Here is a 21,596-nt window from a genome sequence, read left to right on the forward strand (position 1 = left end):
CAGTTGTATTCTGCTCGGGCTATTTGATATGGTGCATAACAATTATCGATTATAAGCTCAAGGCCCCGCGAACCCGTCGTACCGCGGTTTGCGCTGATCAGGATCACGAGCCCGGCGATGACCGCATCGAAGACCGCCGCCGCCGTCAAGCCGGCACGCGCCGCGCGCAAGGAGCCGCCGGCCGAGGCTGCCGCCGAGACCTCCGAACTGATGATGGGGGAGTTGTCGGAGCTGCTCGGCTACGCGCTGAAGCGCGCCCAGCTTCGCGTGTTCGAGGACTTTCTGCAATCGGTGGCGCCGGTGCAGCTGACCCCGGCGCAGTTCTCGGTGCTGCTGCTGCTCGACGCCAATCCCGGCCGCAACCAGACCGAGATCGCCACCACGCTCGGCATCCTGCGGCCCAACTTCGTGGCGATGCTCGACGCGCTGGAGAGCCGCGGCCTGTGCCAGCGCACCCGCTCGCCGAGCGACCGCCGTTCGCATATCCTGATGCTGACCGACAAGGGCCGCGCCACGCTGGCGCGCGCCAAGAAGCTCGTCGCTACCCGGCACGAGGCCCGGCTCACCGAACTGCTCGGCCGCGACAACAGCGAGGCGCTGCTGGCGATGCTGGCGAAGATCGCGCGCGAATTCTGAGTGCCGCGGTCGAGCCGCTTCGGCTCAGCTCTTTTTGAAGCACCGCTTGTCGTTGCCCGGGCAGGGATCGACCTCCTGCACCGAGGCGGTGATCGACTCGAGCTCGAACGCCGCGCGCTTTCGTTTCGCCACCAGGAAGCGGTCGACGAACGCCACCGAGGTCGCCTTCAGGGTGACGACGGCTTCGGCGCGTTCGGCGCGGGCGATGAAGTCGTCGGCTTCTTCGGGCGTCAGCGATCGGCAGAACCGCACGACCGCCGCAGCCGGCGATACGTAGCGGGTGAACGGTCCGGGCGCCGGCTTGTTGGCGGCCCGCTTCGGTACTGCCGATTTCGATGCTGCCTCCGCTTTCGATTTTGCGTTCGACTTCGCTTTCGGCTTTCTTGCCAATCCCCGCGCGCCGCTCGCCATGATCGTCTCCTTGGTCATTGGGCAGGGTAGAGTTGCAGCTCACGACGTTTCATCTGATCGATCGCGATCACGGCGAGGACTTCGGACGGCGTGCCGCCGCCAGTGACACGATCGCCGACATAGAGGGTCTGCGAGCCGCTGCCGCTCTTGCGCGCTGCAGCGGCCGGGGCGCCGGTGCGCGGCGCCGTGAACAGATAGGTCCGCAGCGTGGCGAGGTCGGCGACGCGGTCGCCGGCGAGCGCCAGCGCAATCGCGACCTGATGCACGTCGCTGCGTTTGGCGCTCGCAGTCAGTTGCGCGTCGGCGAGTTCGAACGCGGAGGTGACGCGGGTGAAGACCACGCTCGGCGTCGCGCTGGCGTTCAGGGTGGTGGTGAATACCAGCTTGTCGGTCATCGCCGGGACCGCGCCGGAGTTGCTGCCGGCGAGGTTGCCGAACAGCGTCAGCTCGATGAAATCCTTGACCAGCTTGTCGACGCCGATCCGCCCGGTGATCGGATAGATGTAGTTCGCCGCGACGATCTGTCCGTCGCAATAGCGGCCTCGCGCCGGGTCGTTCAACGTCTTGAGCAGATAGCCGAAGGTGTCGGTGACGGTGAAGGTACGTTGGTTGCTGCGCTTGCGCAGCGCGCCGGCGCCGACGTTCAGCCTGAACACGTGCTCGGGCAGGATCCGCAGCAGGTTGGCCTGCGAGGTCAGGTCGTTGTCCTCGGTGATGTTGAGGTCGAAATTATAGGCGACACCGGTCTTGTAGAACGTGTCGATCATGGTCCGGACCTTGCCGTAGGCGAGACCGGGAAACAGCTCGGGACCGAACGCGCTGGTCGCTTCGCGGTCCTGGGCGTAGGTGGCGCTGAGCTGCTGGGCGATCGCATCGCCATTGGCGGCCAGCTTGTCGACCCAAGCGATCACCACGGTCTGCACCGCGTCACGCGTCTCGCAACGGATGCGCTTGACGATGTCGGGCGTGTCCACGCCGGAGAAATCCTCCGGCAGCGGGTGGATCGCGCACCCGGTCAGCACCAACAATGCGATGGCAGCCGAAACGATGCTCTTCCACATCGCGATGCCTCGGACAATGACGCGAACTACAAAGGAACGACAACCTGAAATAATCGCCGACTATACGCCGGCGCGCCGCGGAGTCTGTGGTTTCGATGCAACTATGAGGCGAATTCGTTCCGGCGTCGGTGTTACGGAAGTACTTCCCGGCGCTCGGCGAGGCGGGCGTCGAGGGCGGCGCGCTTGTCGGCGAGCAGGCCGTGGTCGGCGGCTTCGATGACGTCGAACAGCTCCTGCGCTTCGGTGATCCGGGTCACGGTGACGTAGTCGGCACCGGCCTGGTACATCGTCTCGACATCGGTCAGCAGATCCGCCGTGGCGACGATCTGCGCGGTCGGATTGAGGGCCCTGACGTGGCGCACCAGCCGCTCGTTGGTGGCGCCCTTCAGCAGCGAATCCGGCACGCTGAGGATGATGATCTCGGCCTTGCCGACGCCGGCATGCAGCAGGGTGTCGACGTTGCTGATGTCGCCGTAGATCACATGCATGCCGCGCTCGGTGAGGGTGCGGTACACCGTCGGGTTGAAGTCGATCACGCTGATCTGCTTGAGCCGCTCCGGCGCGTGGCGTTCGATCTCGCTGACCAGTGCACTGGCGGCGCGGAAGAAGCCGAGGATGACGATGCGGTGCACCGCGCCGTGGCCGGCCTCGGCGGCAGCGTCGGCGCCGCTCTGCTGCTGGCCGAGATCGCGCAAGCCGAACCGGGTCAACGTGCCGATCGCGCGGCGGGTGATCGTATCGCTGCGCATGATCACGAAGGTCGACAGCACCGCCAGCAGCACGAAGGCGAACGAGGCGGCGCTCGCGGTCTGGGTGCCGATATGGCCGGCGGCGACGCCGGTCTGGATCACCACCAGCGAAAACTCGCTGATCTGCGCCAGATTCAGCGCCGGCAGCAGGCTGGCGCGCAGGCCCTGCTTCATCAGATACAGCGGCAGGAAGGTGGTGAGCAGCCGGCTCGCCAGCGTGAACACGGCGATCGCCAGCGCCAGCCCGATCACCGAACCGTTCGGGATCGGAATCGTCATGCCGAGCGCGACGAAGAACAGGGTGATGAAGAAGTCCCGCAGCGTCGTCACCTTGGCGGTGACGTCGAGCGCGTAGGGGAAGGTCGACAGCGACACGCCGGCGACCAGCGCGCCCATCTCGCGCGACAGGTGCAGGTGCTCGGCGATTCCGCCGATCAGGAAACACCAGGCCAGTGCGCCGAGCAGCACCAGTTCGGGGGTGCGGGCGATGCGGTGGAACAGCCAGGGCAGCACGTAGCGCGACAGCAAGAGCGCGGTCGCCACCAGCGCTGCGACGCGGCCGACCGACAGCAGCAGCACGCCGATCTGCAGATCGGCCAGGCTGGGCTGTACCGCCAGGAACAGGATGGCGAAGATGTCCTGCAGCACCAGGATACCGAGGGTGATCCGGCCGGGCAGGGTGTCGAGCTCGCGCTTCTCGTACAACACCTTGACGATGATCACGGTGGAGGACAGCGCGCACGCCACCGTCAGATACAGCGCATCGAAATGACCGCCGCCGAACGCCAGCCCGATGCCGACGAAGAACGCGATGCCGAGCAGCACGCCGCCGGCGATCTGACCGCCGGCAGCCACCAGGATCACCGGGCCGGCACGGATGATCTTCTTCAGGTCGATCTCCAGCCCGATCATGAACAGCATGAAGATCAGGCCGAGCTCGGAGATCACCGCGATCGAGTTCTCCGACTTGACCCAGCCGAGCCCGAATGGACCGATCACGAAGCCGGCGACGAGATACGCGAGGATCAGCGGCTGGCGGAAGAAATGCGCGGCCAGTCCGAGCAGCCAGGCGAACAGGATGCTCAGCGTGATATCGCCAATCAGTTCGTGCATGCACCTGCCGCCGTGGAACGCTCTGGCGCGAACAATAAAGGGACAGCCAAGCCGAGACAACGCATCGGGAGTCCGGCTCGCGAAACGGAACGCCGTCGCTTCGGCGATCCCGTGATTCTCCATCTGGAATGCCTGATTCTGTCCGCCGGTGCACCGGCTTTGGCGCGATCGCCGACCGCGGTGGCATCCGTGTGCGCGCTCCGCTAACCGCTGCCGGCCGCAGCGCGCACCATCGCGGGCTCGATCGCTGTGCCGGCCGGTTCCAGCCCGTCGATCGATCAGGCCGGGTCGGAGGCGGTTCGTCGCTGACGCTGAGTATCCGCAACGGCGCCACGCCTTCATTTCGCAGGACGGCCCGATCTCGAGGACGCGCGGTCTGGGAGAGCCGGCGGCCGCCGCGAGGTGCGCCCCGCTGCCCCGATTGGTCGGCTTATTGGTAGCCTTGCACCTCGGATGCTTCCCTTTATACCGCCTGCGCTTTAGGTTGCGGGCCACGGCGGCAATCGGGACGGGCGCGGCATGGACAATTCAGACACCGACAATCTGCGCGCCCGCGGATGGTGGACCGGGCTTTCGATCGCGATGCTGCTGCTCGGTCTGCCGCTGGCGGTGTGGCTGGACCTCACCACCCTCGCCGAGGCGGCCTTGCGCCGGCAGGCGTCCGACCTGAATTCGGTCATCAAGAGCGTCCGACACTATTACGCCGCCAACGTGGTCGGCCGGATTCTGGCCCATCCCGGCCAGGTCCAGGTGATCCACGACTACGAGACCGTGCCAGGTGCCATTCCGATCCCGGCGACGCTGTCGCTCGAGCTTGGCAAGGTGATCGGCGAACAGCAGAGCAACATCACCTACCGCTTCGTCTCGGATTATCCGTTCGCCAATCGCGCGCCGCACCAGCTCGACGTCTTCGAGCGGGATGCGCTCGCGGCGCTGCGCAAAGACGCCGGCGAGAACATCGTCTCGGCCTCCGCCGGGCTGTTCAGCGACAGTGTCCGGCTGGTGTCGCCGGTGACGATGGCGCCGGCCTGCGTCGCCTGCCACAACACCCACCCCGAAAGCCCGAAGCGCGACTGGAAGGTCGGCGACGTCCGCGGCATCCAGGAGGTGATGATCACCCAGCCGATCGCCGCCAACCTGTTCTCGTTCAAGTTCCTGCTGGCGTATTTCGTGCTGGCGGCGGTGTGCGGGGTGTCGTTCCTGACGATGCAGCGCCGGCAGTCCCAGAAGATCGTCGCGATGAACCGCGAGCTCGAGACCAACAACGATTTCCTGGCCTCGCTGTCGATGAAGATCTCGCGCTATATCCCGCCGCAGATCTACAAAAGCATCTTCTCCGGGCAGAAGGACGTCGTCATCCACACCGAGCGCAAGAAGCTGACGATCTTCTTCTCCGACATCCAGAACTTCACCGCCACCACCGAGCGGCTGCAGCCCGAGCTGATCACCCAACTGCTCAACGAGTATTTCACCGAGATGTCGGAGATCGCGCATCGCCATGGCGGCACCATCGACAAGTTCATCGGCGATGCGATGCTGATCTTCTTCGGCGATCCGGAGACCAAAGGCGACCGCGCCGACGCCCAGGCCTGCGTGCGGATGGCGTGGGCGATGCAGCGCCGGCTGTCCGAGCTCAACGCCAAGTGGCGCGCCGCCGGGATCGAGCAGCCGTTCCGGTCGCGGATCGGGATCAATTCCGGCTATTGCAACGTCGGCAATTTCGGCAGCGCCGACCGGATGGACTACACCATCATCGGCGCCGAGGCGAACCTCGCCGCGCGACTGCAATCGATCGCCGAACCCGGCGGCATCGTCATCAGCTACGAGACCTACGCGCTGGTCAGCGACGTCGTCGACGCCCATGCACTGCCGTCGATCACCATGAAGGGCATCAGCCGCGAGGTGGTGCCGTATGCGGTCGATCGTCTGCGCGACGGCCGCGACAGTTCCGACGTCGTGATCGAGAAGCTGCCGGGCCTGGATTTCTACCTCGACGCCGCGGCGATGAATCCCGCCGACAGCGCCAAGGTCCGCGCCGTGTTGCAGCAGGCGCTGTCCTCGCTGGAGCGGCGGCAGGAACGGGCGGCGGAGTGATATCGAGCCGTTCGGGATTGGGTACACGTCCGACCACCGCGTCATGGCCGGGCTCGTCCCGGCCATCCACGTCTTGCTCGCGCAACTGACTGCGAGACGTGGATGCCCGGGACAAGGCCGGGCAAGACGCGTGGAAACGAAACGGCCTGATTTAGAGGCTGTCTATGGCGAGCGACGCGGAAGTCGTCACACCAGGATCACCCGGATGTCGTTGACATTAGTGAGCGTCGGCCCGGTGACGACGAGATCGCCGGTTTGCTCGAACAAGCCGGTGGCGTCGTTGTCGGCGAGGTAGGCGGCCGGGTCGAGCTTCCGTTCCGCGATTGTCGCGAAGGTGCGGGCATCGATGATCGCGCCGGCGGGATCGTCGGCGTTGCCGGCGCCGCCGTCGGCACCGTCGGTGTCGGCTGCGAGCGCGGCGATGTCGGACAGATCCGACAGCTGCTGCGCCAGCGCCAGCCCGTATTCCTGGTTGGGGCCGCCGCGGCCCTGGCCGCGCACCGTCACCGTCAATTCGCCGCCGGACAGGATTGCCAGCTTGCGCCCCGCAGCCCGAGCCTCCCGCGCGAGCCGGGCATGCGTGGCTGCAACGTCCCGGGCCTCGCCTTCGAGATCGGCGCCGAGATCGGCGACCTCGTAGCCGGCGTCGCGCGCGACTTGGATCGCCGCATCGAGCGACTGCCGCGGCCGCGCGATGATCTCGAACCGCGCGCGCGCGAACGCGGCATCGCCATCCTTGCAGCTTTCGTTGCGCTGATCGTTCAGCGCGGCGGCGACCGCCGGATCGAGCTGCAGATCGTAGCGGGCCACCAGCGCACGGGCATCGGCCAGCGTGGTCGGGTCCGGCACCGTCGGGCCCGATGCGATTGCGGACGGCTCGTCGCGCGGCACGTCGGAGATCGCCAGCGTCACTATCTCTCCGGCGTGCTGGCCGGCGCGGGCGAGGCGGCCGCCTTTGATCCGCGACAGGTGCTTTCGGACGGTGTTGACCTCGCCGATCGGCGCGCCGGAGCGCAGCAGCGCGCGGGTGGCCTGCTGCTTCTGCGCCAGCGTCACACCTTCGGCCGGAGCGATCCAGTTGGCCGAACCCCCGCCCGACAGCAGCACCAGCAGCAGATCATCCGGCGTCGCGGTGGCGGCTAGGTCGAGGCTGGTCTCTGCGCCGCGGATGCCGGCGGCATCCGGCATCGGGTGTCCGGCCTCGATCACCTCGACGCGGCGGGTCGGCACGCGGTGGCCATGGCGCGTGGTGGCGATGCCGGCCAGCCGCGACGGTTCCAGTCCCAATGTGTCGAGGTAGTGCCGCTCGGCGGCGGCGGCCATCGCGGCGGCACCCTTGCCGGCTGCGAGGCAGATGATCCGGCCACGCGGCGCCGGCGGCAGATGCGCGGCGAGAATGCGGTCGGGATGCGCGGCGGCGACGGCCGCATCGAAGATGGCGCGGAGCAGCGGGCGATGATCGATCATGCGCCCGTTGTGGCAGGCGCGCCCCGGGCCGGCAAGTGACGGCCGCCTCAGGCCGTCATCCCGGGCGCTCGCGCAGCGAGCGAACCGGGATCCAGAGGTTCAGGGCAGTTCGGGATTCCGGGTTCGCCGCTCCGCGGCGCCCCGGAATGACGGTGCGTGTGAAGCTACTAGCCGCCGTTCGGCGAGTGCACTTCGCCTTCGATCACGTCGCCGAACAGCTTCCAGTTCTCGCCTTCGAACCGCATCATCTGCAACTGCTCGATCGGTGCGAAGTCGGTCGCCGAGGTGTTCAGCGTGATGCCGGGCAGCAACCCGCCGAGCTGCACGCCCTTGAGGTTCGCCGCCTGCTTCATCACGTTCTCACGGCTGAGGTCGTCGCCGCACTGCTTGATCAGCACCGCAACGGTCTCGGCGATGTTGTAGCCGGTGGTGAACGAACTGTCGGCCCGGCTGGCGTCCGGCGCGTACTTGGCCATGAACTCGTAATACGCCTTCATGCCCGGGTCGTTTTCCCACTGCTTGTCGGTGGCGTCCTTGGCGTAGGCGGCCGATACGATGCCCTGGGCGTTGGCGAAGCCGGCCGGCTTCATCACGCTGCCGGTGGAGGCCGAGACGTTCGGCACGATCATCATCGGCTTCCAGGCGAGCTCGGCGACCTTCTTGATGGTCTGCGCGGCGAATTTCGGCGTCGCGAAGATCACCAGCACGTCCGGCTCGGCGGCCTTGATCTTGACGATGTGAGAGTCGACGGTCGGCTCGGTCAGCTCGTAGCTGTCCTCGATCACGACCTGCGACGCCTTGGCGCCGAGACCGTCCTTGAGACCCTTCAGATAGTCCTTGCCGAAATCGTCGCCCTGGTACAGCACGGCGATCTTGGCGTCCGGCTTCTCCTTCAGGATGTACTTGGCGTAGATCCGGCCTTCGCTCTGGTAGCTCGGCAGCCAGCCCATCGTCCACGGGAAGTGCTTCGGATCGTTCCACTTGGTGGCGCCCGACGCCAGGAACAGATGCGGCACCTTCTTGGCGTTGAGATATTTCTGGATCGCGGTGTTCGACGGCGTGCCGAGCGGCGAGAACATGAACAGCACTTCGTCGCTCTCGACCAGCTTGCGGGTCTGCTCGACGGCCTTCGGCGGCGAATAGGCGTCGTCGTAGGAGATGTAGACGATCTTGCGGCCGTTGATGCCGCCCTTGTCGTTGATCATCTTGAAATAGGCTTCCTGCGCCCGGCCGACGCTGCCATAGGCGGAGGCGGGGCCGGAATACGGCACGATGTTGCCGATCTTGACTTCGGTGTCGCTGGCGCCGGGGCCGTATTTCTTCTGCGCCATCGCCTGGCCGCTCGAAGCGGTCAGCAGGGCGACGGTCGCCAGGGTGGCGATCGATCTGGAGAGGGCCGACATCAGGGGAAATCCTCGCTGTTGTTGTTGGTCTTGCGGCGCACACGCTGCGCTGCAGCGTTGGCAGTGCAGCGGAGGGTTAGCCGGTTCGGCGCGGTTGCTCAACCCGCGCAAGTTGCGACGGTTACCAAATTTCGCGGCCATTCCGTCGAATGGAAATAGATGCTGCCGAAGACGTGCTCCAGGCGCGCTGATGCCGCGCTGCGTCATCGTCGCGTCACACGATGCTAAGCCGCATCCGCCTTGTTCAGATGCGCGGCGACGAGTTTCAGGTCGTCGACGAAGCGGGCGTATTCGCGTTGTCTGGCCTCGGCGTCCGGCAGGCGCAGCAGATAGGACGGATGCACCGTGACCAGCACCTGCGGGCCGTCGTCGCGGTCGATCAGGTGGCCGCGATTGGCGTTGATCGGGGTGGTCTTGCCGAGCACGCTCTGCGCTGCGGTGGCCCCCATCGCCACCACCAGCAGCGGCTGCACCGCGGCGAGCTCGCGCTCGTACCATTGCCGGCACGCCTTGATCTCCGGCGTGTTCGGCTTCTGGTGCAGACGGATCTTGCCGCGCGGCACGAATTTGAAGTGCTTCACCGCGTTGGTGACGTAAGTCTTGTCGCGGTCGACCCCGGCTTCCGCCAGCGCGCGGTCGAGCATCTGCCCGGCCGGGCCGACGAACGGCTTGCCGGCAAGGTCCTCCTTGTCGCCGGGCTGCTCGCCTACCAGCATCACGGTGGCGTGCGGCGGGCCTTCGCCGAACACGGTCTGGGTGGCGTCCTTCCACAGGTCGCAGGCGCGGCAATCTTTCGCTTCCTCGCGGAGATTCGCCAGCGTGTCGGCCTTCGGTTTGGCCCTCTTCATCGGCTGCTCCTGTCGCTGCGGTTTCTTCGGCTCTGTCGCCTCGGCCGCGACCATCGCATGCGCCTGGCGTTCGGCGTGTTCGATCAGCGGCCGGATCAGCGCCGCTTCGGGCAGATTGCGCCAATACTTCTTCGGCATCTCGGCCTGCATCGCCTTGGTCTTCAGCCGCGCCGGATTGAAGATGCTGGCATAGTAGGTGCGCCAGGTTTGTTCGAGGCGATCCTCCGATGGCGCCATCGCCTTGGTGACGCCGGGCGTGATCGCGATGGCGTGGCCGTCCCAATGCGCGCAGACGTCCGGTGTCAGGATCGACCATTCCATATCGGCGAAACGGCGGGCGAAGAACGGCGCGGCCAGCTCGACGATATGGTGCTCGGGCTCGAACCAGGCGACATAGCGCGACTTCGGTTCGCGGCCGATCTCGCGGAAGCGGACGAAGGCGTGCATCTTGTGCTCGTCGCGCCGCACCGCCTTGGCCATCGCCGAAAGCCGCGCCACGTCCGGGTCGGTCGCGACCTGCATCAGCTCGGGATTGGCGCGCAGCCGCCACAGCAGTTGATACAGATATGCGAAGCGCTGCGGATCGCGGTGCAGGATCGCGGTCTGCGCCAGCTCGATGAAGCGGGCAGGGACATTGAAGGTTCGCGCGGGGGAAGGCGATTGTGCAGCGTGCGAGAACGGCGCGGCCGTTTCGGCAAAGGCTCCCGCATCCGGTGCCAACCCCGCTGCGTCGAACAGCTCGGGCTCGTCGCCGGCCACGCTCCAGGTGATATCCGCCGGTGCCACGTCCGCCAGCACCAGCTCCCGCGCCGCCTTGCGCCAGCCGTCGAAATCGGTCTCGCTGTCGAGCCGGATGCGGTGCATGGTGGTGATCGCTTCGTCTCCTTGTTCAATTAGTTGAGGACCACTTTTCAACGCGTCATGGCCGGGCTCGTGCCGGCCATCCACGTTTTTTGCCGGACGCACCGGAAGGCGTGGATGCCCGGGACAAGCCCGGGCATGACGGAGGTTGTTACTTGGTCGCGGGCCTCTAAAACCCAAATCCCAGTTGCTGCGCCTTCGGCCGAAACCGCTCCGCCAGCCTTGCGCCGTCGAGTTGGTAAGCCGGCGGGCGGTGGTCGGGGAGAACGATGAACGGCAGCGCCTTGTTCCGTGGGATGTGGAGTTTGGCGAGGTCCGCGCTGCGGATCGCGCTGTGGCGGCGGGTGTCGATGATGCGGTCGACCGCCTTGCGGCCGAAACCCGGAATGCGCAGCAATTCCTCGCGGCTGGCGCGGTTGACGTCGAGCGGGAAGCGGTCGCGGTGGCGCAGCGCCCAGGCGAGCTTCGGGTCCATCTCCAGCGACAGCATGCCGGCGGCGGGATCGATGATCTCGCCGGCGTCGAAGCCGTAGAACCGCATCAGCCAGTCGGCCTGGTACAGCCGATGCTCGCGCACCAGCGGCGGTGCCTGCAGCGGCAGCGCCCGGCTGGAATCCGGGATCGGGCTGAACGCCGAGTAGTACACCCGCTTCAGATTGTACGAGCCGTAAAGGTTCGCGCTGGTGTCGAGGATGGTCTGGTCGGTGGCGCTGTCGGCGCCGACGATCATCTGCGTGCTCTGGCCGGCCGGTGCGAAGCGCGGCGGCTTGGCGCGGGTGGGTGTCTTCCGTGCCTCGGCCTTGGCCTCGGTCGCTTCATCCAGCTTCAGCCGCAGCCGGCCCATGGTGCGGCGGATGGCGCGGACGTCCTTTTCCGGCGCCAGCTTTGCCAGGCTGGTCTCCTCCGGCACCTCGATGTTGATGCTGAGACGGTCGGCATAGCGGCCGGCCTTGGCGATCAGCGCGTCGTCGGCTTCCGGAATCGTCTTCAGATGAATGTAGCCGCGGAACTGATGCTCCTCCCGGAGGCGCCGCGCCACTTCGACGATCTGCTCCATGGTGTAGTCGGCGCTGCGGATGATGCCCGAGGACAGGAACAGCCCCTCGATGTAGTTGCGGCGATAGAAGTCGAGCGTGAGCTGCACCACCTCGTCGACGGTGAAGCGGGCACGCGGCACGTTCGACGACGCACGGTTGACGCAGTACAGGCAGTCATAGGCGCAGGCGTTGGTCAGCAGCACCTTGAGCAGCGAGATGCAGCGGCCGTCCGGCGCATAGGAATGACAGATCCCCATGCCGGGCGCGGTCGAGCCGAGCCCCTTGCCGTCCCGACTGTCGCGTTTCTCCGTCCCGCTGGAGGCGCAGGAGGCGTCGTATTTCGCCGCGTCCGCCAGGATGGCCAGCTTGCGCTGCACGTCCATGCTTGGAATCTCCTTGATTCATCTCGCGAAAAAAATTGCCGCCAGACCTCGGTGCGATCCCGATTGACTCCGCCCGGGAGCAGGGATTTATTAGAACATATCATGAACAAATGAGCCGGCAACGGGTTCATCGAATCCGAAAAAACGGCAACGGACAAAGGAGCGGCGCATGGACGGCGCCCGCCTCGGTATGCTTGCGCGCCTGCAGGGCGAGATCGACCGGCTGGAAAGCGGGACGGCGGAGACGCTGCGCCGCGTGCCGCTCGGCCATGACGGCGTGGATGCGGTGCTGCACGGCGGCCTGATGCAGGGCGCGCTGCACGAAGTGTTCTGCGACGGCCGTCACGCCTCCGCGGCAACCGGCTTCATCGCCGGCGTGGCGCAACTGCTCGCGGAGGCGCGCTATCTGCTCTGGATCCGCCAGGATTTTTCCGCGCGCGAGAACGGCGAGCTGGCGATGGCAGGCCTCGCCGAACTCGGCTTCGACCCGCGCCGGTTGGTGATGGTACGCGCGCACGATGCCGACAGTGCGCTGCGCGCCTCTGCCGATGCGCTGGCCTGCAGCGGCCTCGGCGCGGTGATCACCGAGCTGTGGGGCGAGACCCGCGCGTTCGATGCCGTCGCCTCGCGCAAACTGACGCTGGCGGCGCAGCAGTCCGGCGTCTCCGCCTTGATGCTGCGGATCGCCGCCGCCCCGCAGGCCTCCACCGCCGAGACGCGCTGGGTGGTGCGCGCGGCGCATTCGCCGCCGATCGAAGGCTGGGGCGCCCCGGTGCTCGATACCTCGCTTGTTCGCAATCGTCGCGGCCAGACCGGTCGCTGGATCATGGAATGGAATTGTGATGCGTGCCGCTTCCGTGAACCGCAGACGCATTCTCGGCCTGTGGCTGCCGAGGCTGTCGACCGACCGGGTCGAACGTCAGTCGCTGTCTCCGAGCAGCGCCTCGCCGGCTGACGCTGCGCGCACGCCCCGCGTGGTCGCCGCCAAGCGCGACAACGCGCTGGTGGTGGTGGCGTGCGACGCGCGCGCCAGCCGGGGCGGGGTGCTGCCCGGGATGCCGCTCGCCACCGTGCGGGCGATGCATCCGGCGCTCGATGTGATCGATCATGATCCGCACGCCGATGCGGTGCTGCTGAATGCAATCGCCGACTGGTGCGATCGCTTCACGCCGCTGGTGGCGCTCGACGGCGCCGACGGGCTGCTGCTCGATATCACCGGTTGCGCGCATCTGTTCGGCGACGAGGCGAAGCTCCTCAACACGCTGACCGCGGCGCTGACGCGGCAGGGCTTTGCGGTCAGCGCCGCGATCGCCGGCACCGCGGTGGCGGCGCGGGCGCTGACCCGCGGCGGCTCCGGCCTGATCGTCGCGCCGGGCGACGAGCCGCGCGCGGTGGCGCCGCTGCCGGTGGCGGCGCTCGGGGTCGATGAGGCGATCGTGCGCGGTCTGCGCCGCGCCGGGCTCAAGACCGTCGGCGAGGTGCTGGCGCGGCAGCCGTCCGAACTCGCGGCACGGTTCGGCGAAGGGTTCGTCGCGGTGCTGCGCCAGGCGACCGGCGAGGACGACGCGCCGATCTCGCCGCGGCGGCCGGCGCCGGACTACGTGGTCGACAAGAATTTTCCCGAACCGGTCGCGACCACCGAGGTCATTCTGCCGACGCTGCTGGCGCTGGCGCGGCTGCTGATCGCCGCGATGGAGCGGAGTGGCAAGGGTGCGCGGCAGCTCACCGCCAGCCTGTTCCGCAGTGATGGCGCGGTGCGCAGCATCAGCGTCGAGACCGGACAGCCGGTGACGCGGGTCGAGGTGGTGCAGCGGCTGTTCGCCGAAAAGCTCGATGCGCTGAACGATCCGCTCGATCCCGGTTTCGGTTTCGATCTGATCCGGCTCGCCGCCAGCGTCAGTGTGGCGGTGACCGAGGCGCAGCGCGGTTTCGACACCACCGCGCATCAGGCCGAGGACGTCGCCCTGCTGGCCGATACGCTGGCGGCACGGCTCGGCGCGCGGCGGGTGGTGCGTTATCTGCCGCAGGATACGCACATCCCGGAGCGCGCCGCGCTGGCCGTGCCGGTGCAGCATTGTCCGCCGGAGCCGGGCGATGTGCCGTGGCCGGCGCGCGCCGACGAGCCGCCGCTGCGGCCGCTGCGGCTGCTGCAACAGCCCGAACCGATCGAGGTGCTGGCCGGCGTGCCGGACGGCCCGCCGGCGCAGTTCACCTGGCGCCGCGTCATCCATCGCGTCGCCCGCGCCGAAGGCCCGGAGCGGATCGCGACAGAGTGGTGGCGCGCCGCCGAGCCCGGCCTGACCCGCGACTATTTCCGGATCGAGGACGAGGAAGGCGCGCGGTTCTGGCTGTATCGCGATGGCCTCTACAACGTTGAAGTCACGCCCCAGCCCGACGGCAGCGGCCAGCCGCGCTGGTACATGCATGGGCTGTTTGCTTGAGGGATGGACGAGGTGTTTAGCCCAGCCTCACCCCGTCATTGCGAGGAGCGGTGCGCACCGCCTCTCACCGTCATTGCGAGCGTAGCGAAGCAATCCAGCTCCGTGCACTGCGCTGGATTGCTTCGTCGGCTTCGCCTCCTCGCAATGACGAATTCAACGATTGAGTTTTAGAACCGAGACGCCCATGAGCGCGCCGCGTTACGCCGAAATCGGCGTCACCACCAATTTCTCGTTTCTCGAAGGCGGATCGCATCCGCAGGACTATGTCCATGAAGCGAGCCGGCTCGGGCTCGACGCGATCGGCATCGCCGATCGCAACACGCTGGCCGGCGTGGTCCGCGCCTACAGCGAACTCGACAACGAGGACTTGGCTTACAAGCCCAAGCTGCTGATCGGCGCGCGGCTGTGCTTCATCGACGGCACGCCGGACGTGCTGGCCTATCCGACCGATCGCGCCGCCTACGGCCGCCTCTGCCGCCTGCTCAGCGCCGGCAAGCTGCGCGCCGGGAAGGGCGAGTGCCATCTGACGTTCGCGGATTTAGAGGAGTTCGCCCACGAGCCTGCCACACCTAGCGATAGGGCTTCGGCTACTATCCACCAACTCCACTCCCCGTCATGGCCGGGCTTGACCCGACCATCCACGGCTCCGAGCAAGGCCGTGCTGGTGTCCGTGGATGCCCGGGTCAAGCCCGGGCATGACGGTGGAACGGTTACGGGTCGTCATTCGAAGATATTGCTGGTCGTCATGCCGGCCTATCGCTTCCAGACCAAAGCGATTGCCACCGCACTCGAACGCCTCACCGCCCTCAACGCCGGTGCCGTCTGGCTCGGCCTCGCGCCGTATTATCGCGGCGACGACAAGCGGCGGCTCGATCGGCTGCGCCGCATCGCGGCGGCAGCGAAGGTGCCGTGCATCGCCACCAACGACGTACTGTATCACCACCCGGCGCGGCGCGCGCTGCAGGACGTGCTGACCTGCGTCCGCGCCAAGACCACGATCGACAAGGCCGGCCGCAAACTGGAGGGCAATGCCGAGCGGCATCTCAAGCCCGCCGCCGAGATGGCGCGGCTGTTCCGCGCCGATCCGGACGCGATCGCCGAGACGCTCAGGTTCGCGGGTCGCATCGGCTTCACGCTGGACGAACTGAAATATCACTATCCCGACGAGCCGGTGCCGCCCGGCAAGACCGCGCAAGCGCATCTGAAGGACCTCACCGAGCAGGGCATCCAGCAATATTTCCCGCACGGCATCAGCGACAAGCTGAAGGCCACCATCGCCAAGGAACTGGCGATCATCGAACGGCGCGGCTACGCGCATTATTTTCTCACCGTGCACGACATCGTCCGCTATGCGCGCTCGCAGAATATCCTGTGCCAGGGCCGCGGCTCGGCGGCCAATTCGGCCGTCTGCTACGTGCTCGGCATCACCTGCGTCGATCCGACCGAGATCGACCTGTTGTTCGAGCGCTTCGTCTCCGAGGAGCGCGACGAGCCGCCGGACATCGACGTCGATTTCGAGCATTCGCGCCGCGAAGAGGTGATGCAATATATCTATCGCCGCTACGGCCGGCATCGCGCCGCGATCGTCGCCACCGTGATCCATTATCGGCCGCGCTCGGCGATCCGCGACGTCGGCAAGGCGCTGGGGCTGTCCGAAGACGTCACCGCGGCGCTCGCCGACACGGTGTGGGGAAGTTGGGGCAAGGGCCTGAGCGAGATGCAGGTGCGCCAGGCCGGGCTCGATCCGCACAACCCGATGATCGGCCGCGCGGTCGAACTCGCCACCGAGCTGATCGGCTTTCCGCGGCATCTGTCGCAGCATGTCGGGGGCTACGTGCTGACGCAGGACCGGCTCGACAGCTACGTGCCGATCGGCAACGCCGCGATGGAAGATCGCACCTTCATCGAATGGGACAAGGACGACATCGACGCGGTCAAGATGATGAAGGTCGACGTGCTGGCGCTCGGCATGCTGACCTGCATCCGCAAGGGGTTTGATCTGATCGCGCAGCACAAAGGCGTGCGCTTCCGGCTCTCCGACGTCAAGTCGGAGGACGACAACGCCGTCTACAAGATGCTCCAGCGCGGCGAGTCGATCGGCGTGTTCCAGGTCGAGAGCCGGGCGCAGATGAACATGCTGCCGCGCCTCAAACCGAGATGTTTCTACGATCTCGTCATCGAGGTCGCGATCGTGCGGCCGGGGCCGATCCAGGGCGACATGGTGCATCCTTACTTAAGGCGGCGAAACGGCCAGGAGCCGGTGGTGTATCCATCGCCGTCCGGCGAGGCCGACAAGGATGAACTGCGGCAGATCCTCGGCAAGACGCTCGGCGTGCCGCTGTTCCAGGAGCAGGCGATGCGGATCGCGATCGAGGCGGCGCATTTCACGCCCGACGAGGCCAATCAGCTCCGCCGCGCGATGGCGACGTTCCGCAACGTCGGCACCATCGGCAAGTTCGAAGCCAAGATGGTCGGCAATCTGATGGCGCGCGGCTACGACGCCGCCTTCGCCAAGAATTGCTTCGAGCAGATCAAGGGCTTCGGCTCCTACGGCTTTCCCGAAAGCCATGCCGCGAGCTTCGCCAAGCTGGTCTATGTCTCGGCGTGGATGAAGTGCGAGCATCCCGACGCGTTCTGCTGTGCGCTTCTGAACTCGCAGCCGATGGGGTTCTATGCGCCGGCGCAGATCGTCGGCGATGCGCGCGCCAACGCCGTCGAGGTGCGGCCGGTGGACGTGTCGTTCAGCGACGGCCAGTGCACGCTGGAGGAGCGCGTCGGCCGGCATCACGCGGTGCGGCTCGGCTTCCGGATGATCGACGGCTTCCGCTGGGTCGATCCGGACGAGGAGCGGGTGCGGATTGAGGCCGGCGAGGCGCCGAGCGACGACTGGGCGGCGCGCATCGTGACGGCGCGGGCGAGAGGGCGGTTCGGCTCGCTCGAACAGTTCGCGCGGATCACGGCGCTGCCGAAGCGCGCGCTGATCCTGCTGGCTGATGCCGACGCGTTCCGATCGCTCGGGCTCGATCGCCGCGCCGCGCTGTGGGCGGTGCGACGCCTGCCCGACGACGTACCGCTGCCGCTGTTCGAGGCGGCGAGCGCGCGCGAGCAGCAGGACGAGCACGCCGCGCCGCTCCCCGTGATGCCGGTGGCCGAGCATGTGGTGGCCGATTATCAGACCGTGCGGCTGTCGCTGAAGGGGCATCCGCTGGAATTTTTGCGCGCGCTGTTTGTGGCCGAGCGGGTAGTGACCTGCCGCGACGTCTCGGAGTCGCGCCGCAACGGCCGGCGCGTGCGCTGCGCCGGCGTGGTGCTGGTGCGGCAGCGGCCGGGCTCGGCCAGCGGCGTGATCTTCATGACCATCGAGGACGAGACCGGCATCGCCAACATCGTGGTGTGGCCGTCGGTGATGGAGCGCTTCCGCAAGGAGGTGATGGGCGCCCGGCTGATCCTGGTCGAAGGCGCGATCCAGGCGAGCCCGGAAGGCGTGGTACATCTGGTCGCCGAGCGGTTGATCGATCGCAGCCACGAGATGGCGCGGCTGGCCGAAGGCCTCGCCCGCCCGGCGCTACCGGACGGCGCCGACTTCTACGAGCAACTGACCTCCGAGAAGCGCGGCTATGAAGCCCTCAACGGCGACCGCCGCGACACCCCCGACGCCCCCGCCCAACGCCATCGCCACCCCCGCGACGTCCGCATCCTGCCGCCGTCGCGGGATTTTCATTGAGAAGGGCGCAGTGCCGCTTACGACCGTACGGTCAGACGAAGTCCGGGATAAGACAGCCTTCAGAAAACCGAACTAAACCCCATGGCTGTTGGATCGCAGGTGCGCCCGGGTTGGTGATCGCGTATCTGCTCGGCTCAGACTCGCAGATCAGACGCTGGCGGCGGCGAGGATAGTTCTGCACAGATGTCTGGCAGGAATTGCCATGCTGCTGGATCTGCAAATCAGAACTGCCCGGTCACGATCAGGCGCGGTCCGTGGGTGTATCGATTGGGCGTGATGTTTGCGACGGCCGGATCGCTCTGGTTCTGGATGTTGATCAGCGCATCGAGACGGTAGCTCGCGCCGATCTTCACGTTCGGATGTACCCAATAGGAGATGCCGGCTTGAATATCACCGCTGAAAACCGATGAAAAACGCTCCGCGGTGGTCGTGGTGATACTGCCACCGGCTCCTGCAAGGACGAACGCCGGCGAAATGGCTGCCGTCGCCGTCACGGTGCTTGTGGACCGTTGCGTGCCAAGAAGAATGGCGGCATCGCCGAGATAGTCAAACGACCAGTTTCCGGTGAGGGGCACCGAGCCCTGGACGCCGATCATCGGTCCGGCGCCAAGGAAGCTTGTCCGCGTGCTTGTCACATCATTCAACGATATGGAGATGGAATTGACGAGCCCGCCGCCGATATTGAACGGCACTGGGGAATTGTAGAAGATGTTCGTGCTGCTTGAGGTGTCGCTCCTGGTGACGAACTCGGCAATGCGCAGGCCCCCCTTCAGCTGCATGACATCGCGGCCCTGGCCGATCACATCGCGACCAACGGCAAGATCGGCCAACCAATGGTTTTCCTTGTACGCGGTCGCGAAGGTTTGCGAACCGCTCACCACCAATTCCACGGGAACACCGCCCCCTAAAGCCGCGAGCACCGCAGGATCGAGCGTTCCCGCCGACGATGCCGTTCCATCGGTCTTGCCACCCTTGCCGTAGCGGAATTGCCCGCTGATGTGCCAGGGCGAACCGGCGAACCGGTAGTTGAACCCGATAGCCGCCTCCCAGCCGACCTTCGGCGTCAAGTCGAAGATGCGGGGAATCGATCCTATTCCGCTGATTGCTCCTAGCCCGGTAAAATCGATTAGATTGAAGTTCCTGGAGACCGGATCCCCGCCGCTCCAGATCGCGCCGCCCTCAGCCCAGATCCGAAATTGCCCCGCAGCCTCGATGGGCGGTGCCTTGTACGCCACGGGCAAATCAGCGGCCAGCGCGTCGAATACACCGGGCTTGATGGATTGGCCTTGCACCGGCGCTGCAACGGATGCGGCTGAGCCAGCTTGCCAGGACTTCAACCTGGCATTTTGTCCGTGTAGCCGCTTGTTCTCGCGAAGCGCGGCATTCTCCTTGCGGATTGCGGCATTCTCATTTTCCAGAGCCGCGAGGCGCGCGCGGACATCGTCCGCCTCGCCTGCCAGCGCCCCGTTGGCTGCCAACGTGATTGCGCCAAGCGCCACGCTGATGACAGTCTTCTTCATTTGGTCACCTTCCGAGATGCTTCTGGGTCAGAGTCGCCCGCATCTTCAGAATGAGCCGCGGCTCAGATCGGCACACCCGGCATTTGCCGGGTGCGCGCGCAGTTCGTATCGAGGTGTTGCTGTTCTGCAAATGAAGCCGCCCTGCGTGCGCACGCGCCGCAGATCGGCAAGGGCTGTCATCTTGGTGCGCGTGACGTATGGCTCGACATATGAACGCGCCGATCTGATGTTACTTTTCGATCCATGATTTGACGTACCGCCTGCGCTCGAGGTCCGGAGATGGCGCAGGAAACGGCAAATTGCACAGTTTGAAGACAAACTATATGCACGCCGACCTGACGGATTCGATCTACGAAGCTGCCTCTATTGCCGATCGATGCCCGTCCATATTGCAGCAGGCGGCTGATCTATCCGGATCGGTTGGCTCCGCCCTGTTTATCATTGCTGACGGTCAGCCGGCGCGCGTCTCCACCGGCGTGATGCGCGTGTGCAGCGTGAGGCCGGCGAGTTCCTCCACATCCCTCTCAGGGTAGACGGATCCCAGCCGCATGAGCGAGCCATAGGTTACGTAACAAGATTCATGACGCTGAGACAAACATACCTCTATCATCCGGCAACGACACTTGCCATCGCGTCGGGGTGTTTCAGCCGTCCAAAGCAAAGGCGTCCGCAACGGTGCGGCGGAACAACAGATGTAGGTGGCAGAACGGAGCAGGGTGGGGATGGACCATCAAGACCTGATCGACAAGATCTACGAAGCAGCCTTTATCCCGGAACTGTGGCCTGACGTTATCCAAGCGCTTGGTGCAGTCTCGCATTCAGCATCCGGCGCCATGCTGGTCTTCGACGGAACGATGCCTATTGGATTCAAGGCGACACAGCTTTTATTCGATACGATCCATAACTTCTGCACCACCTCCGCCTGGCGGGAAAGTCGCCGGATTCAGCATTTCTACACAAACCCTTTGTCTGGATTTGCCCTCGGCTCGGAGTACTTTCCGCCTGAAATAGTGGAAGAGGACGAGCGGCTTCTAAAATTGAAGAAACTGGGCTTTCACGACTATGCGGGAACCATCATCCCGATGCCGACAGGCGAAATTGTCGTATTTGCGCTCCATCGCAAGATAGACGACGACGCTTTCTCCAAACGGGAGCTGGACGGCCTGAACGAGTTCTACGGCCATCTCGCACGCTCCAGCCTGATGTCCGCGAGACTACGCCTGCAACAAGCACATGCCACCGCAGCCGCAATGGCCGCCTTCGGTTTACCGGCGGCAGTCCTCACCAACTCAGGACGCGTATTGTCGACGAACCTCCTGCTGGAGAACATGCCGGACGTATTCGTTCCGCTCGCTCATGGCAGGATGTGCATCGGCGACACCGAGACAAACAAACTGCTGCAAGAGGTCATCAACGCTCAACAGGCCGGCGCTGAACCGTCGGTCCGTTCCGTTCCGTTGATGAGCCGAAACAACATTGAGCCAATGGTCGTCCATGCTCTGCCGCTTCGCAGGTCCGCGCACGATGTCTTCTCAGGGGGGGACATCTTGATCGTTGCCAGTCCCGTGACCGCCAGCAGCATGGTGCCGTCCCCAACGATCCTCATGGGTCTTTTCGATCTCACACCCGCCGAGACCAAAGTGAGCATGGCGCTTGCATCGGGAAAATCACTAAAGGAAGCCGCGCTCGAGAACCACGTCACGGTCAAGACCGCCCGATCTTATCTCGAGCGGATATTTGCCAAAACCGGAACCCGGCAGCAGAGCCAGCTCGTGGCCCTGCTCAAGAGCACCGCGGCCCCCGGCAACAGGACCGGCTGACGTTCGCTGGCTCTCTCGGCGACCGCCG

At 65.9% G+C, this 21,596-nt stretch carries 14 protein-coding genes; 6 read left to right on the forward strand and 8 right to left on the reverse strand.

The annotated features are described in order from the left end of the window. The first annotated feature begins 117 nt into the window (after positions 1 to 117). Positions 118 to 636 (forward strand): MarR family winged helix-turn-helix transcriptional regulator, encoded by a 519-nt coding sequence (locus tag DWA33_RS06695; protein ID WP_114357323.1) that lies wholly within the window; start codon positions 118 to 120, stop codon positions 634 to 636. A gap of 24 nt (positions 637 to 660) precedes the next feature. Here the strand turns inward: DWA33_RS06695 and DWA33_RS06700 are convergent, their stop codons facing one another. The 3 genes from DWA33_RS06700 to DWA33_RS06710 form a co-directional block, all read right to left on the reverse strand. Continuing rightward, positions 661 to 1,047, reverse strand: a complete 387-nt coding sequence (locus DWA33_RS06700) for a hypothetical protein (RefSeq protein ID WP_147270227.1) — start codon at positions 1,045 to 1,047, stop codon at positions 661 to 663. Between the two features lie 14 nt (positions 1,048 to 1,061). Beyond that, positions 1,062 to 2,108 carry a hypothetical protein gene (locus DWA33_RS06705; protein WP_114357325.1) on the reverse strand — a complete coding sequence of 349 codons (1,047 nt, stop codon included), beginning with the start codon at positions 2,106 to 2,108 and terminating at the stop codon, positions 1,062 to 1,064. Positions 2,109 to 2,239: 131 nt separating this feature from the next. After that, positions 2,240 to 3,970 (reverse strand): cation:proton antiporter, encoded by a 1,731-nt coding sequence (locus tag DWA33_RS06710; RefSeq protein ID WP_114357326.1) that lies wholly within the window; start codon positions 3,968 to 3,970, stop codon positions 2,240 to 2,242. A 519-nt stretch (positions 3,971 to 4,489) separates the two neighbouring features. Between DWA33_RS06710 and DWA33_RS06715 the strand changes: the two genes are divergently transcribed. After that, positions 4,490 to 6,064, forward strand: coding sequence for an adenylate/guanylate cyclase domain-containing protein (locus DWA33_RS06715; protein WP_114357327.1), 1,575 nt, complete (start codon positions 4,490 to 4,492; stop codon positions 6,062 to 6,064). A 186-nt stretch (positions 6,065 to 6,250) separates the two neighbouring features. Here the strand turns inward: DWA33_RS06715 and DWA33_RS06720 are convergent, their stop codons facing one another. The 4 genes from DWA33_RS06720 to DWA33_RS06735 all read right to left on the reverse strand — a co-directional run bounded on the left by DWA33_RS06720 (position 6,251) and on the right by DWA33_RS06735 (position 12,063). Beyond that, complete coding sequence (locus DWA33_RS06720; protein ID WP_114357328.1) at positions 6,251 to 7,531, reverse strand: glycerate kinase type-2 family protein; 1,281 nt, start codon at positions 7,529 to 7,531, stop codon at positions 6,251 to 6,253. 167 nt (positions 7,532 to 7,698) lie between these two features. After that, positions 7,699 to 8,934, reverse strand: coding sequence for an ABC transporter substrate-binding protein (locus tag DWA33_RS06725; protein ID WP_114357329.1), 1,236 nt, complete (start codon positions 8,932 to 8,934; stop codon positions 7,699 to 7,701). Positions 8,935 to 9,158: 224 nt separating this feature from the next. Continuing rightward, positions 9,159 to 10,646, reverse strand: a complete 1,488-nt coding sequence (locus tag DWA33_RS06730; protein WP_114357330.1) for a UdgX family uracil-DNA binding protein — start codon at positions 10,644 to 10,646, stop codon at positions 9,159 to 9,161. Positions 10,647 to 10,812: 166 nt separating this feature from the next. Then, positions 10,813 to 12,063, reverse strand: a complete 1,251-nt coding sequence (locus tag DWA33_RS06735; RefSeq protein ID WP_114357331.1) for a putative DNA modification/repair radical SAM protein — start codon at positions 12,061 to 12,063, stop codon at positions 10,813 to 10,815. Positions 12,064 to 12,232: 169 nt separating this feature from the next. Between DWA33_RS06735 and DWA33_RS06740 the strand changes: the two genes are divergently transcribed. From DWA33_RS06740 to DWA33_RS06750, 3 genes are all read left to right on the forward strand, one after another. Further along, on the forward strand, positions 12,233 to 13,018 hold the full coding sequence (locus DWA33_RS06740) for an ImuA family protein (RefSeq protein ID WP_114357332.1): 786 nt from the start codon (positions 12,233 to 12,235) through the stop codon (positions 13,016 to 13,018). After that, positions 12,906 to 14,504, forward strand: coding sequence for a Y-family DNA polymerase (locus DWA33_RS06745; RefSeq protein WP_114357333.1), 1,599 nt, complete (start codon positions 12,906 to 12,908; stop codon positions 14,502 to 14,504). The genes DWA33_RS06740 and DWA33_RS06745 overlap by 113 nt, the downstream gene beginning before the upstream one ends. 184 nt (positions 14,505 to 14,688) lie before the next feature. Then, a complete protein-coding gene (locus DWA33_RS06750; protein ID WP_114357334.1) occupies positions 14,689 to 18,228 on the forward strand; it encodes an error-prone DNA polymerase in 3,540 nt (1,179 codons plus the stop codon). A gap of 221 nt (positions 18,229 to 18,449) precedes the next feature. Here DWA33_RS06750 and DWA33_RS06755 read toward each other — a convergent pair whose 3' ends face one another. Then, positions 18,450 to 19,748 carry an Lpg1974 family pore-forming outer membrane protein gene (locus DWA33_RS06755; RefSeq protein WP_114357335.1) on the reverse strand — a complete coding sequence of 433 codons (1,299 nt, stop codon included), beginning with the start codon at positions 19,746 to 19,748 and terminating at the stop codon, positions 18,450 to 18,452. A 722-nt stretch (positions 19,749 to 20,470) separates the two neighbouring features. On the opposite strand from DWA33_RS06755, the gene DWA33_RS06760 reads away from it, so the two are divergent. Next, positions 20,471 to 21,568 carry a helix-turn-helix transcriptional regulator gene (locus DWA33_RS06760; RefSeq protein WP_114357336.1) on the forward strand — a complete coding sequence of 366 codons (1,098 nt, stop codon included), beginning with the start codon at positions 20,471 to 20,473 and terminating at the stop codon, positions 21,566 to 21,568. Positions 21,569 to 21,596 lie beyond the last annotated feature (28 nt).

The sequence above is a fragment of the Rhodopseudomonas pentothenatexigens genome (genome assembly GCF_900218015.1).
GTDB classification, from domain to species: Bacteria; Pseudomonadota; Alphaproteobacteria; order Rhizobiales; family Xanthobacteraceae; genus Rhodopseudomonas; species Rhodopseudomonas pentothenatexigens.

Excerpts from the sequence above, each read along its gene's own strand:
- DWA33_RS06755 (WP_114357335.1), bottom strand. The coding sequence starts at position 19,748 with ATGAAGAAGACTGTCATCAGCGTGGCGCTTGGCGCAATCACGTTGGCA.
- DWA33_RS06715 (WP_114357327.1), top strand. The coding sequence starts at position 4,490 with ATGGACAATTCAGACACCGACAATCTGCGCGCCCGCGGATGGTGGACC.
- DWA33_RS06760 (WP_114357336.1), top strand. The coding sequence starts at position 20,471 with ATGGACCATCAAGACCTGATCGACAAGATCTACGAAGCAGCCTTTATC.
- DWA33_RS06720 (WP_114357328.1), bottom strand. The coding sequence starts at position 7,531 with ATGATCGATCATCGCCCGCTGCTCCGCGCCATCTTCGATGCGGCCGTC.
- DWA33_RS06705 (WP_114357325.1), bottom strand. The coding sequence starts at position 2,108 with ATGTGGAAGAGCATCGTTTCGGCTGCCATCGCATTGTTGGTGCTGACC.
- DWA33_RS06740 (WP_114357332.1), top strand. The coding sequence starts at position 12,233 with ATGGACGGCGCCCGCCTCGGTATGCTTGCGCGCCTGCAGGGCGAGATC.
- DWA33_RS06700 (WP_147270227.1), bottom strand. The coding sequence starts at position 1,047 with ATGGCGAGCGGCGCGCGGGGATTGGCAAGAAAGCCGAAAGCGAAGTCG.
- DWA33_RS06695 (WP_114357323.1), top strand. The coding sequence starts at position 118 with ATGACCGCATCGAAGACCGCCGCCGCCGTCAAGCCGGCACGCGCCGCG.
- DWA33_RS06750 (WP_114357334.1), top strand. The coding sequence starts at position 14,689 with ATGAGCGCGCCGCGTTACGCCGAAATCGGCGTCACCACCAATTTCTCG.
- DWA33_RS06745 (WP_114357333.1), top strand. The coding sequence starts at position 12,906 with ATGCGTGCCGCTTCCGTGAACCGCAGACGCATTCTCGGCCTGTGGCTG.
- DWA33_RS06725 (WP_114357329.1), bottom strand. The coding sequence starts at position 8,934 with ATGTCGGCCCTCTCCAGATCGATCGCCACCCTGGCGACCGTCGCCCTG.
- DWA33_RS06735 (WP_114357331.1), bottom strand. The coding sequence starts at position 12,063 with ATGGACGTGCAGCGCAAGCTGGCCATCCTGGCGGACGCGGCGAAATAC.
- DWA33_RS06710 (WP_114357326.1), bottom strand. The coding sequence starts at position 3,970 with ATGCACGAACTGATTGGCGATATCACGCTGAGCATCCTGTTCGCCTGG.
- DWA33_RS06730 (WP_114357330.1), bottom strand. The coding sequence starts at position 10,646 with ATGCACCGCATCCGGCTCGACAGCGAGACCGATTTCGACGGCTGGCGC.